This window comes from Microcoleus sp. ARI1-B5 (genome assembly GCF_036705795.1).
In the GTDB taxonomy this organism is placed as follows: Bacteria; Cyanobacteriota; Cyanobacteriia; order Cyanobacteriales; family Microcoleaceae; genus Microcoleus.
The window spans coordinates 277373-289872 of record NZ_JAUBVK010000003.1 but is presented as its reverse complement, the minus strand read 5'-3'; the positions used below and the strand labels follow the sequence as shown (position 1 = coordinate 289872).

The following is a 12500-nucleotide window of genomic DNA, read 5'->3' as shown; positions in this document are numbered from 1 at the left end:
GATGGTTAGCTGGATTCTAGAAGATGGTGTATTTGGCTGCTCTATGGCTCCACTTGCAACGGAGATTCGCAAGCAAGGACACAATGTTAAGATTGTTGACTATACCAGAGGCATAACAGACTATCAACGCTTCTTTCCCCAAACAGAGTGTGTCATCTTCTATGGGTCACTCTATATAGCTGAACAGATTCTCAGTTGGGATTTGTCTTGGACACCAGGAATTATCGGGACTATTGAACATTATCATTGCACAGCTTATTATCCTCATCTTAAACCTTGGCTGTTGAATGCAGGGGGTTATATTTTGCCACTATCAGAGTTGTCTTCCTCTGTGCTTGAAAAGCCTAAATTACTTTTCAATTTAGAGGAGAGCAAACGTTTGTTTATCCGTCCCAACAGTCCACTTAAACCTTTTGCAGGTAGTCTGTATTCTCCTAGAGAAGTGACGGACTTAGACAGTTTTATGAAACGCCATTACCTCGAAGACCCGAACATTTTGGTGGTGGTTGCACCGGAAAAGTCTATTGAAGCAGAATGGCGAGTGATTATTGCCCAAGGGCAAATCTTGTGTGCTTCTCAATATCGGCAGATTGAGAAACCTTACTATCAATCCGGAATGCCTGAGATTGTGCGACAAGTAGCCGAAGCGGTGGCGCAACAACAATGGCAGCCTGACCCAATTTGGGTTCTAGATCTCTGTTGTTCTGGTAATTTGGCTTACGTTCTAGAGATTAATTTTCTATCGTGTTCAGCCTTGTATCAGTGTGATTTGAGCTTAGTTGTGAGAGAAGCATCAGAGGCGGCCAGGAAGCGGTGGATCCAGAAGCAGCAAGGGATATAATATTTTGCACCTTGCGATCGAACGTCAAAATTACCCGTTCCTCAATCGATCGAAACTCACACCGCGATATAATTCCTCGATCGCTATGCTGTAATAGAGATCAGTCCATTCAAACTTCGATAGTTTATGACCGCAGCAGTATCTATTGACATTGGTACGCTCATTACACGCACTCCCGGACTGCATGGTGGATGTCCTCACATCGTCGGTAAAGGCGTTACCGTTCGCCGGATCGTAACCTGGTACAAGCGAGGATGGACTGCTGAAGATATTTGCGATCGCATTTCTCATCTCACCCTCGCCGAAGTCTACACTGCATTAACTTACTATCATGCCAACACCGCAGAAATTGAAACTGATTTGATTAATCAAGCAGCAGAAGCCAAGCGTCTTGTAGCTTTGCACAGCAACTTTGGTAAAGAAGCATGAGTGAGATAATAGGTGAAGAAAAATCATGCTTTGTAAACATCTTTCCGATGTTTGCATTGTAATAGGAGAATGATTAGTTCTTCATCGCCGATTTCATAACGAACGCGATAATCACCGATCCGAATACGGTACTCATTGCCAGCACCTTTGAGCTTGACCACCCCATCTGGGCGCGGGTTTTCGGCAAGTTGCAAAATCTTGACAGCGATACGATCGTAGACATCATTGGGCAGGGCATCTAGCTGCTTTTGTACAGCTTTAGGGATAAGGATAGTGTAAGTCATGTCGATTTATTTGCCCGTTGTGCCATATATCGATCGAAAGTTGTGTAATCTCCAGCTTTGTAATCAGCACGGGCAGCTTCAATTTCGGCAATGTCTTCTGGAGAATCGTCCTCATTCGGGAATAATTCAGCTTCCAAAAATTCCCATATCTTGTATCTTTCAGCAATTCCCAGTAACGAAATAGCTTCCAGCAGTGATTGAAATGAGATGTCTACTTTCACAGTATTCTCAGCCATCAGAACTTTCCTCCAGTTTTAATTTTACACGCGGGTGGCTACCATAGTCAGCATTTAGTTTAATAATTTCTTTCCTGTCCATTTACTCTTTCTTTAACCGCAGATTAAAGCAAATTAACGCAGATTAACGCAGATGGGAGAATGACTACTGCTATTTTACCATAAACAAAACCCGCAAGGTGCGGGCTTTATTTTAATAATGGCAATTTAACTGATTACTACATCACAACTGCACTAATCAAAGTTTGCACATTTTGTACAAGAGCAGTAGTAAAATTATGAGTCGCAGGTAAACTGTCAACCACTATTCCGGCGCACAATAGCATCAGGTACAGAATAGAGTATTTGAAGAGCGATCGCGCAACAATCTTATCCTCGGGAGTCTGCAACAGCAACCAAGCTTTTTGGGCAAAAATAGCACCCAGGAAAATAGCTGTTCCCGCATACAACGCGCCCGCTAAATGCAGGGGATAAACTAGCAGCAAAGTTGCAGGAATCATCAATAGCGTGTAAATCCAAATTTGGCGGGCTGTGGCTTCGTCGCCCTCAATTACCGGCAACATCGGGACCCCTACTTCCTTGTATTCGTCGCGAATCATCATTGCTAATGCCCAAAAATGCGGCGGTGTCCACAGGAATATAATTCCAAACAGCAGCCACGCACCCCAACTCAAATCTCCCGTCACCGCAGCCCACCCAACTAGCGGGGGAATCGCGCCTGCTGCACCGCCGATGACGATGTTTTGCACGCTGTGACGCTTCAGCCAGTGGGTGTAAATTAGGACATAGAAAACGATGCCTGACATTGCTAGCAATGCGGCTAATAAGTTGGCAACAACTGTCAGCAATGTAAAGGATATTGTAGCTAGGGCGATCGCAAATATCAAAGCATCCCGCTTCTTGACACGCCCGGAAGGAATCGGCCGCCACCGGGTGCGCTCCATAATATAATCGATATCGCTGTCGTAGACGCAATTGATTGTATTCGCAGCAGCGGAAGCTAAAGCGCCTCCCGCGATAGTTGATACCAGCAATAGCGGGTCTACTTCTCCTTTGGCCGCCATCCACATTCCTGCTGATGTGGTGATTAGCAGCAGCAGAATAATTCTCGGTTTTGTTAGTTGGTAGTAACTTTTCACGACTTGCGAAAAGTTTTCGTGGAGGCGGGGGCTATTGTTTGTAAGAACTTCTTGCATTGGTGATTAATTGTTAGTTGTTAGTTGTCAATTGTCCTCGGTCAATTGTCATTTTTCATTGGGCTGTAGGGGCGGGTTTTACGAGAGATATTGACTGTAGGTAAAAGGATTAATAAACCCGCCCCCACCGAGGGATAAATCTGCGTTTTCTATCATGTCCGGTTGATTCGTGCTTGTATGGGCGGGGCGGGTTTATGAAACTGTTGGCTTTTATCGAGAATAATGGTGAACCCGCCCCTACAAGACCTTGCATTATAATAACAACGATGCTGTTGATTCGTGCTTGTACGGGCGGGGCGGGTTGATGAAATTTTTGGCTTTTAGATCGAGAATAATGGTGAACCCGCCCCTACAAGACCTTGCACTATATAATAACGATGCTACCGGACAGGATCTGACTCTCAAGCTGATAAAACTCGATCGCGCCAAGCTAAAACACTAAAAGCTATCAGGGTTCCCAGCAAAGCAGCACCGACTGCTTGGTGGGCGACTGTCAGCGGTTCTACCTGAAGGTGCAGCCGGAAAGTTGCTAATCCCAGAACTAATTGAGCAATGAGGCAAACACTCGCCCAATTAGCCAGTTTTCGCAAATTTGGACTCAGTGCAGGCTGCCGCCAAGCCATAACTGCTACGGCTAAAGTCGCTGCTGTAGCTGGTACGATACCGGCGATGTGGCTGTTCATTACCGAGCACAATTCTGAGGAGCTCAAACATTGGTGCAGTGCCCATCTCGAGCCTACTAATGCTCCTAGCAAACTTTGCAGGTAAACTAACAATGCTGCGATCGAACTTACCCATGCTAATTTGCCTGTATTGCCCGTAGCTTCGTAGGGAGTCAGCATAAAACCGATCGCTAGCAGGGCACAAAAAAACAGTAAAGCCGTTCCCAAGTGAGCCGTAACGATGTCAAATCGCAGCAGTTGCGTCACGGTGAGGCCGCCCAATATGCCTTGAAAAACTATTAAAAATACTGCGCCGGCGCTGGCGAGGGGCAGCCATGAAGGCAGGCGGCTGCGGTAGAACACAGAAAGTCCCAAAAGGGCGATCGCGCTCAAGCCAATTGCCGCTGCGTCCAAACGGTGAAACCACTCCAGAAATACCTGCAAATTCATTTGCGCTGCGGGTATTAATTGACCGTAGCACAGCGGCCAGTCGGGGCAAGCGAGCCCCGCATTCATCACGCGCGTGGCGCTGCCTACAGCCATTAACAGCCAGGTTGCGATCGCAATTTTCCACACTAGGCCGCGGATAATATCTTTTGGCTGCCACTGCACTCCTGCTGCTGCGTTTGGCCCATTTAAAACTGAGTTTGCCATGAACTTTACCTTAGCCTTTGTTATCGATCGAGCTTAATTAAATATTGCGGTTTCGCTTGGGCTGAGCTTAGCCGAGCTTAACACTCTTTTTCTCAGACAATCTGTCATACTTACTACCTTAGCGACTCTTTTATCTAATTACTTTGTCTTTAGATATTTTTCAACTTTCCTATTTATATTACAAAAGATTTCAGGATTTTTGCTAAACTTCAAAAAACTTTAATCTTTCACCCCAATCCTTGATGGTTTACAACTCCCCCACTGTGGACTTTGTGTTAAAAATAAAGATATAATTAAGAAATACCTTGTTAATAAAGAATTGTGATATTCAGCGTTCAAAAGTGTTTAGCTCCTCACACTTTTTGAAAGTCACAGTGGATACAGCAGAAAACCCTCAGCCTGGTTTTTGGTATTTTTCGATCGATTCCGGTTAAATAATCCTAACCGTTGGCGATCGCACGGACAAGGCCCGATCGCCTTGATTTTTTACTATGTCGGCTGGCTCCAACCAGTGTATTTTCGTCCATCAAACCCCGTTGCTCGGTACCCGTGCCTCTATGACTATCTAAGATTATTAAAAAAATGTCAAAATATAATTAGATTCGTTTTTCCCACTCTTGCCTCTTCCCTCTGCCTTCCCGAATCCTTCTTTTTCCCCTCCGAGCGTAGCCGAAGCGAGCCTTCTTCACGCTTGACGACTTCACGCTTGACGACTTCACGCTTGACTTATTGCTGAATCTAAAACCTAAAATCTAAAATTGTGCAGCCATGTCCCAAAAAAACGAAACCGCTGTTCTGGTATTATCGCTCCTAATTACGATCGGGCTAGCCGGTACAGGTATTTGGTGGCTGACAAGCCGCGGCGGCATCAATCTCGGAGGTTCATCACCCCAAAATCAGACGTTTTCCAAGTCCCCGACAGGGAATTACTCGCAGTCTGAGCAGCAAATTCAGCAGCGCCTGAGTGCCGGAAAAAAACTGTTAATTCCAGACAAAGCAACAACAACCAAAGAATCAGCAGTACAGGCGATCGCATCCGGCAACTACAACGCAGCTATTACCGATTTACAAGCTTCGCTGAAAACCAATCGCAACGATCCCGAAGCACTAATTTACCTCAACAACGCCCGCATCGGCGATCGCAAATCCTACACAATTGCCGCAGCGGTTCCCATTGGCGCCGATATCAATGCCGCTCAAGAAATCCTGCGGGGAGTCGCTCAAGCTCAAAATGAAATCAACCAAAGCGGCGGCATTAGCGGTACTCCATTAAAAGTGCTAATTGCTAACGACGACAACAACCCAGAGATGGCCTCGCAAATTGCCAGCGCGATCGCAAATAACTCAGAAATTTTAGGAGTAATCGGGCATTTTGGTTCTGACACAACGCTAGCAGCCAGCAAGATTTACCAGCAAAGTCAATTAGTAGCAATTTCTCCGACAAGTACGTCTGTACAGCTTTCAGGAGTTGGCAGCAATATATTTAGGACTGTTCCGAGCGATCGGTTTGCGGCGAATGCTCTTTCCCGCTATATGCTGACAAAATTGCCCAAGCAAAAAGCGGCTGTATTTTTCAATTCGGCCAGCAGTTACAGCAAATCTTTAAAAGATGAATTTACTACTGCTGTTTACGGAGATGGCGGACAAATAGTATCGGAATTTGACTTTGCTAAGGGCAATTTTAATGCAGCCGAGAGCGTTAAAAGCGCGCTCGCCCAAGGAGCAGAAGTAATTATGTTAGCATCCGATTCAGCCACGCTAGACCAAGCTTTGCAAGTAGTGGAATTAAACGCCAAACGGCTGCCGTTACTAGCAGGAGACGGTGCTTATAGTGCTAAAACACTGCAAATTGGTGGCGCAGGAGCCACAGATATGGTGTTGGCTGTTCCTTGGCACATTCTCGCAGATCCGCAGTCAAACTTTCCCCAAACATCCAAACAGCTTTGGGACGCTGAAGTCAGTTGGCGCACAGCTTTAGCTTACGACGCGGCGATCGCGCTAATTGTCGGTTTAGGGCGCAATCCAACTCGTGCAGGCATTCAACAAGCTTTATCGGCGTCGGATTTTTCGGCAACAGGAGCATCGGGCCCGATTCGATTTTTGCCTTCGGGCGATCGCAATCGAGCAGTTCAATTAGTAACTGTTAAACCGGGAAATCGCACCAGTTACGGTTACGAATTTGTGCCGATATCCGGTTTGTAAATTGTATGGTAATCGTTATAAGCTGTTGTGTATTTAAATTAAACAAGATTTCATAAATCTTTGAGCGATCTGTCAACCGCAGATGTCAGGCAGATCGACGCAGATAATTGCAAGTCTTGAGAGCGAATTAATGCAATCTTGTTTTATGTAGGGAATTCGAGCTAAACTTGCGAAACTGCGATCGGTCTAACTTGCCTGTTTCTCTCAAAAACCGCCCTCGGTTTCAAAGCAATTCTCAACAACAGCCACAGCGATCGCCATTCTCCGGGTGTTTCCTGGCGTTTCCACTGGCCCGGGCGACAGTACAGCATTTCAATCAAACAGCGGTGTTGACTAATGTTCAGGCGATCGAAGGCAATTCGCACCGTGGGAAATTCCCCCACACTGCACCCGGCCGCATCCCGAAAACTAGACTGCAACTGAGATTTATCGCTCACCAACTCAATCTTAGCCACAGGAATCAAACATTTTTCTTCCATAATTTCCAGAGTCGCCGAGTCGCAATCAATCAAACGGTTGGCAAAACCGGTTTCGGTGTTCAACTCCTGAACAGGTGGCGCTAACGAGTTCCTCGCTTTGACTGCCGCACTGCGAGCGATCGCTCTTATTTTACCCTGCGATAAACTTGTCTCAACGGCATATTTTGACAACATCTCTGCTGCGGTAAAACTCTGTTTGCTGCCTTTACCTTTCACCGCAAAACTCGGCCGCTGTGTCAGAGCAACTTCAGCGCCACTTTCCGAAATTACAGTCGTTATTCCCCAAAAACTTTCACCGCCCACATTCAACTGCACTACCCTGCGCAAATTGAACCATTCGTAAATATCCGGCTTAGGAATATCCACCAAAATCAGCAGCGCAATTCCCAGCATCAGCAGGTTGTAAACGCTCCAAATCCAGCCCAAACTCATGCCTTTTAACAAATCTGCACTTTCGGATATTGCCTGCAAGCTGCCAACATTTTTCACTAAATGAATGTTTAAATTGTGGCATAAACTCAATGCTGTAGCTGCGAACAAGACAATCAAAGGCCATCCCAAATTCCAGTTAAAACTAAAGCGATCGCTCGCAATTCCTTTTGGCGTCACCTTAAACCCTTTCTGAAAGGGATTGAGCATGGCACTCACCACCGTCACCGCTAAAGGAATACACTGGACGAACGAGTAAACATCGGAAAGCAAAGCCGATCGCGATTTGCGGTTCAGCCAAGAAAACACAGTAACTTGCACCAAATAGTAAGGCAGGAAAAAGTAGAGCAATTCCCGCGGATTTGTCCGCAAAGGAAGCACGCCGAGAAACGAATAAGCTAAAGGCATCAACAGAAACAAAACTCTGGTTAAACTGGTAAACCAGTGCAGCAATCCTTCCAGGTGAGACAGCCTTTGTACCAATCTGAGGCCGCGAATCGTTAAAGGATTGGAATCAATGAAAAATGCCTGAAGCGTGCCTCGCGCCCAGCGCAGCCTTTGAGTTAGATGAGCTTCTATATTTTCTGCCGCCAAACCAGCACTCAATTTTTCATCTAAATAAACTAAGCGATACCCGGTTGCTGAGAGCCGAATTCCGGTAAAATAATCTTCGCAGATTGAATTTGTGACAAAGCCTCCCGCTCTTTGTAGGGCGCTGCGCCTCATCACAAAAGACGTGCCAGCACAAATTACGCTGTCTGCGCCATCTTTGATATTTTCAATTTGCCTGTAAAATACTTCTTCTTCCGAAGTGAGAATATTTTCTAACCCCAAATTTCTCGCGATCGGGTCGTGGTTGTAAAAGCTTTGCGGTGTTTGAACGAGGGCGATTTCTGGATTTTGAAAAAAGCCAACTGTTCTGGTTAAAAAGTTTTTAGTGGGAATGAAATCCGCATCGAAAACTACAATTAGTTCCCCATTGGTTAGGGCTGTGGCGTGATTGATGTTTCCAGCTTTGGCGTGACTGTTATCGGGTCTGGTTATATACTTGCATCCCAGTTCTTTTGCTAGCAATTTGATTTCAGGGCGCTTTGTATCGTCGAGCAAATATACTTTTTTGTTGGGATAATCTAAAGCTTGACAGCCGATGATAGTGCGCCGTAAAATAAAAATAGGTTCGTTGTAAGTTGGGATAAGAATGTCTACAGAAGGGGCAAAGTTTCCCTCTGCTACTGCAACTGCCATGCGATCGGCTTCTCCACGCCTGTCTTTCACTCTCAGCATTAAATACAGTTGAATGCTGCTGGTGAACACCATTAACATTTCTAGGAAAAACAGCCCCAGACTAAATATACCGTTGAGGGGATCGCTTAAATTTAGGGTAACGAGCGATCGCCACAAAACGTAGCGAATGGTTAAAGCTAAAACTATGGCGACTACCACAGCCCGCGACCATTTTTGTGGCTGAGGCGAAATTTTCATTGCCGCTAAAGCAGCCGATACCAGGGCGAAAGTCGGCACTAACAAATACATCTTGCTCGCAGCAGGCACTTGCAGCCACACAGGCGGGTTTTGCTGCCAAGTGTCGATTGTGGCAAAAATGCCGCTGACTGTGCCTTCACCGCTAAACCAGCCGGAGGCGATCGCACCTGCTACTGCAACCGCCCCCAACACGACTAGCGTTGCCGCCGGCACGCGCGAAATCCCCCAAAAACGGCGTTTCAAGTCTTGAAGGTCAAATCTTGAATTTGTCATAAAATCTGAAATTCCCGATCGTACCTGCAACAGTCCGGCTTTTCTGCTGTCCGCTTTTTAATCCCGTTGAAAATTCCCACACATTCCACTGACTATATTTACATTTTTTAACATTCTGACAATTTTATGATAGTTCACTTGCTCGCTGGTGGCAAACTGCTGGGCAAGTCCAATTCTGGCCAAGTATAGCAACAGCTCCTTGAGATTGCGTGCGATCGATCGTCCAACAACCGCAATAAAATTGGTTCGCAGCATCGGACTGCGAGTCCTCATAAAATTCTGTGGACTCGCATTCCACACTACAAACCTGGTTCGCAGCATCGGAATGCGAGTCCTCATAAAATTCTGCAGACTCGCAGTCCACACTACAAACGTGGCGACCTATAAACCAAGTTTTTTGCCCCATTTATGATGGTGTTTCCTGCTTTCTTTCCTGCTTGCTGCCAGCGTTCTTCGACTGTTTGCAGTTATTTTCACAAAAAAATATCATGTCTACAAATCAAATAGGATTGCTATATCAAACTCTAGCAATCCCTAGGAATTAACAATTAGACGAATTACACATCTAACTAAAGGTAGATTAATTTTATATTAATTTTAAAAGATTACCGCGATCGCAGCACAAAAACCAGCCGTGAAAAAACTAATCAGAAATTTCTAATTGCGAGATTGCATAGCGGGCGACAGCCAAACCAACTCTCGCCTGTTCTATTTCCGACAATTGGGCCCAAGGTCTTCTAGTCTCCATTAGCACTTCCACCCCGGACGAATCAGCCTCTCGCATTGCATAAGCCAAAGGACGCGCCAATACCTGCAAATCTTCCTCGGCCCAAGTCGGCAAAATATCTAACACGCACTCAACCATTTGGTCAGCTAAAGATTGATACTTAACTGTTGCGTTTTGGACGCTTTGAGCGATGGAAGCCAGAAAATCTTGAGGAACGCGAGCAAATTTTTCGCGCAAAGACTTTTGCAGAGCAGCCGCCAGCCAAACTTGTTCTAGTTGTGCGAATAAAACTTGCGACTTCTGGGCAATATCGCTGTCGCTGAAGGAATCAGACAGTGCAAATTCCTCCTCTAGATCCGTCAAATAAGATTCTGATTCAAGCTGTGCAGGATTCCAGGGATAGGCAACATCAGCCTGAACGATTGTAGCGAGAAGTTCCATCTGGGCCTGAGGAAGCGAGTCGCGAAAATATTGAGAATCAGGAGATTGGGTAGTCATGATGTAATACCTAAGTGGGAAAAGGAAAATACAGAAGGTGGACTCTGCCAAGTGCGAGTTGCCAGTGGTAAGTAACTGTTTTAACTTGAGACTTGAGACTCAACGAGAAAGAACTTTGGTGTCCCGATCGCCGATCGCCTTCTTTCTTCTACACCCGCACCTTAATTCGTTCCGCAATCAGTCTCACTGTAGCCCGAACTTTTTGGAACCTCAATAGTGAACTCAAAAATCTGACCCTGAGAACTGCCAAATTTTAGCTGAGTGCCGCTGCGCAACAGCAGTTCTTGGTGGTGGACTCTCACCCATCCCTCAGGCCCCAAAACTAGAGTGCCGTAGCGAGAAAAATCGCGCAAGAAATAGCTAGGTTCTTCCCGGCTATCTCTGATGCTGTTGCGGCAGAAAATCTCGGCGTGTTTTTGAGAAACCCACTGTTCTCGAATCACTACGTCGTTTTCTTCCCAGCGTCCGACTCGAACCATACCGGCGCGAATCGGCCAAACTTGATTGCTCGATTCGGTGGATTTGACATTTGGTCGAGCGCGCCCCCGCAAGTAAGCACAAGACGGCAAACGTCCCAGCCAAGTAGAAGAATTTAAAGGCAATTCAGTTTTCAGGTCATCTACCGGTTCAGTCAGTTGACCGTCAAACTCCGGGTGCATATACAGTACGGGCAGAGTCCAAGCCGGTTGATTGAACTTGTACAGTGTCAGTAGCTGCTGTCTGGCGACGGCGACGGCCCGATCGACCGACATCCGCCCGGCCAAAGCTTGAGCAAAAGTTTGGATAAAACTCAGGGCCTCGCGATCGGCGATCGAGTCCCGCATCCCCAACACCGCCGGCACCCCGTGATGGATCAGCACCTCCGCCAAACTGCTGCGGGCGATCGCCTGTTGCTGGCCGTTAGTTGAATGCAGCCTCTCCACCGCCGGCTGAGCTCCCCAGCAGGCATTAAACACCGCCAGAGTCACGCGGCACCGAACTAAAACCTGAGCCAGTTCAGTACCGTTAATCGTGGTATCCGGCCCCAAAAACAGCAAGCCGCCGTCGGGGCCCGGTATCCCGTGGCCGGCGTAAAACAGAATATTGTAAGCTTGCGTTTCCAGCCGAGAAATTAGTTGGGCCGGAGTCGGTTCGATCAGAGTATCAACGTTAGTCGGAACGCTGATGTCAAAATATTTACCGCTGTCATCGGTTTGAAAAGCACTTTCGAGAACCCCAGCTAGGGCGAGTGCTTCTGATTCCAACTGCAAATGATGGTTCTTGCCGCTAAAAGAGCGAGAATTAGCACTCCCGCCCGGTTCTGCTTGTCCCAAAACTAGCAAAATGTTTAGCGACTCCGCAGGACGCAGGGGCGGCAAAGGCTCAACATTGCTGGTAGTGCGGCTGAAAAGCAGTTGCTGCGACAGAGAAATTGCCGGTTGACCCGCTTGAGGCTGCATAATTTCCCAAGGCAAGGCAATCAAATACGGTTCGCGCAAGTCTATGCGCACTCGCAGGGGTAGGTTTTGCCCGATCGCGATACCTTTACTTTCCTGGAGACTGCCCTGAATCGGCCCTTCAAACAGCCACTGCCAAAGATCGATCCCCAAATGCTGCATCAGGCGGCTGCTGTAGCTAGCAGGTGGTGGCGGCGGGTTCTGCTCCCCCCTCTGGACTGACCACCCTTGACCGAGGTGGAGAGGCACAGAGGGCATCACTGGAGGTATTTGTAGCGACCCAGGGGTGCGTTTTTCAGGTTCTGCCAGGATATTCTGATTGTTTTGGGGCGAGACGAAACTGCCATCAGGATTTAGGGGCAATTCGTGAATTGTCCCCGACGGGGAAAACATTTCTTGCCAAGCTTTCCAGGATTGGGATAGGGTATGTGGCCACATACAGTCGTGGTGAACGTACCCGCTGGGATAGGGAGCTTGTAGAACCCAAGTGGCAAAATGGTTTGCCCCAGCGGTTCTCAGGCGAGCGATCGCTATACTGAGGCAAGGACTTTCAGGGCGCGCCATTCACAACTACCGAGTCTGGATATAGGGATTGATCGAGTTTCTCTATTAGTAGTTTATCGGGTTTGGGGTGCGATCGAGTGGGCGAGATTGCCTTGTAAGTTTTTAACT

11 protein-coding genes are annotated in these 12500 nt (G+C 47.0%); 3 read left to right on the top strand and 8 right to left on the bottom strand.

The window, feature by feature from the left end:
* The first annotated feature begins 1 nt into the window (after position 1).
* Both QUB63_RS06525 and QUB63_RS06520 read left to right on the top strand, forming a co-directional pair.
* Positions 2–841: an ATP-grasp domain-containing protein gene (locus QUB63_RS06525; protein ID WP_332943985.1), complete on the top strand. Its 840-nt coding sequence runs from the start codon at positions 2–4 to the stop codon at positions 839–841.
* A 126-nt stretch (positions 842–967) separates the two neighbouring features.
* Entirely contained in the window at positions 968–1270 is a 303-nt protein-coding gene (locus tag QUB63_RS06520) for a DUF433 domain-containing protein (protein ID WP_332943984.1), read from the top strand.
* A 23-nt stretch (positions 1271–1293) separates the two neighbouring features.
* On the opposite strand, the gene QUB63_RS06515 is transcribed toward QUB63_RS06520, so the two are convergent.
* The 4 genes from QUB63_RS06515 to QUB63_RS06500 all read right to left on the bottom strand — a co-directional run bounded on the left by QUB63_RS06515 (position 1294) and on the right by QUB63_RS06500 (position 4302).
* Complete coding sequence (locus QUB63_RS06515) at positions 1294–1554, bottom strand: type II toxin-antitoxin system RelE family toxin (protein ID WP_332943983.1); 261 nt, start codon at positions 1552–1554, stop codon at positions 1294–1296.
* A complete protein-coding gene (locus QUB63_RS06510; protein WP_332943982.1) occupies positions 1551–1790 on the bottom strand; it encodes a hypothetical protein in 240 nt (79 codons plus the stop codon). The genes QUB63_RS06515 and QUB63_RS06510 overlap by 4 nt, the downstream gene beginning before the upstream one ends.
* Positions 1791–2008: 218 nt before the next feature.
* Positions 2009–2986 (bottom strand): heme o synthase, encoded by a 978-nt coding sequence (locus QUB63_RS06505; RefSeq protein ID WP_332943981.1) that lies wholly within the window; start codon positions 2984–2986, stop codon positions 2009–2011.
* 401 nt (positions 2987–3387) lie between these two features.
* Positions 3388–4302, bottom strand: a complete 915-nt coding sequence (locus QUB63_RS06500; RefSeq protein WP_332943980.1) for a COX15/CtaA family protein — start codon at positions 4300–4302, stop codon at positions 3388–3390.
* Positions 4303–5070: 768 nt separating this feature from the next.
* On the opposite strand from QUB63_RS06500, the gene QUB63_RS06495 reads away from it, so the two are divergent.
* Complete coding sequence (locus QUB63_RS06495; RefSeq protein WP_332943979.1) at positions 5071–6504, top strand: ABC transporter substrate-binding protein; 1434 nt, start codon at positions 5071–5073, stop codon at positions 6502–6504.
* 161 nt (positions 6505–6665) lie between these two features.
* Here QUB63_RS06495 and QUB63_RS06490 read toward each other — a convergent pair whose 3' ends face one another.
* The 4 genes from QUB63_RS06490 to QUB63_RS06475 all read right to left on the bottom strand — a co-directional run bounded on the left by QUB63_RS06490 (position 6666) and on the right by QUB63_RS06475 (position 12392).
* Positions 6666–9167: a glycosyltransferase family 2 protein gene (locus QUB63_RS06490; protein WP_332943978.1), complete on the bottom strand. Its 2502-nt coding sequence runs from the start codon at positions 9165–9167 to the stop codon at positions 6666–6668.
* Between the two features lie 57 nt (positions 9168–9224).
* On the bottom strand, positions 9225–9506 hold the full coding sequence (locus QUB63_RS06485; RefSeq protein ID WP_332943977.1) for a hypothetical protein: 282 nt from the start codon (positions 9504–9506) through the stop codon (positions 9225–9227).
* Between the two features lie 304 nt (positions 9507–9810).
* On the bottom strand, positions 9811–10392 hold the full coding sequence (locus tag QUB63_RS06480) for a hypothetical protein (protein ID WP_332943976.1): 582 nt from the start codon (positions 10390–10392) through the stop codon (positions 9811–9813).
* Between the two features lie 161 nt (positions 10393–10553).
* Positions 10554–12392: a CHAT domain-containing protein gene (locus QUB63_RS06475; protein WP_332943975.1), complete on the bottom strand. Its 1839-nt coding sequence runs from the start codon at positions 12390–12392 to the stop codon at positions 10554–10556.
* Positions 12393–12500: the final 108 nt, after the last annotated feature.

Excerpts from the sequence above, each read along its gene's own strand:
- QUB63_RS06495 (WP_332943979.1), top strand. The coding sequence starts at position 5,071 with ATGTCCCAAAAAAACGAAACCGCTGTTCTGGTATTATCGCTCCTAATT.
- QUB63_RS06490 (WP_332943978.1), bottom strand. The coding sequence starts at position 9,167 with ATGACAAATTCAAGATTTGACCTTCAAGACTTGAAACGCCGTTTTTGG.
- QUB63_RS06525 (WP_332943985.1), top strand. The coding sequence starts at position 2 with ATGGTTAGCTGGATTCTAGAAGATGGTGTATTTGGCTGCTCTATGGCT.
- QUB63_RS06475 (WP_332943975.1), bottom strand. The coding sequence starts at position 12,392 with ATGGCGCGCCCTGAAAGTCCTTGCCTCAGTATAGCGATCGCTCGCCTG.
- QUB63_RS06485 (WP_332943977.1), bottom strand. The coding sequence starts at position 9,506 with ATGAGGACTCGCATTCCGATGCTGCGAACCAGGTTTGTAGTGTGGAAT.
- QUB63_RS06515 (WP_332943983.1), bottom strand. The coding sequence starts at position 1,554 with ATGACTTACACTATCCTTATCCCTAAAGCTGTACAAAAGCAGCTAGAT.
- QUB63_RS06500 (WP_332943980.1), bottom strand. The coding sequence starts at position 4,302 with ATGGCAAACTCAGTTTTAAATGGGCCAAACGCAGCAGCAGGAGTGCAG.
- QUB63_RS06505 (WP_332943981.1), bottom strand. The coding sequence starts at position 2,986 with ATGCAAGAAGTTCTTACAAACAATAGCCCCCGCCTCCACGAAAACTTT.
- QUB63_RS06510 (WP_332943982.1), bottom strand. The coding sequence starts at position 1,790 with ATGGCTGAGAATACTGTGAAAGTAGACATCTCATTTCAATCACTGCTG.
- QUB63_RS06520 (WP_332943984.1), top strand. The coding sequence starts at position 968 with ATGACCGCAGCAGTATCTATTGACATTGGTACGCTCATTACACGCACT.
- QUB63_RS06480 (WP_332943976.1), bottom strand. The coding sequence starts at position 10,392 with ATGACTACCCAATCTCCTGATTCTCAATATTTTCGCGACTCGCTTCCT.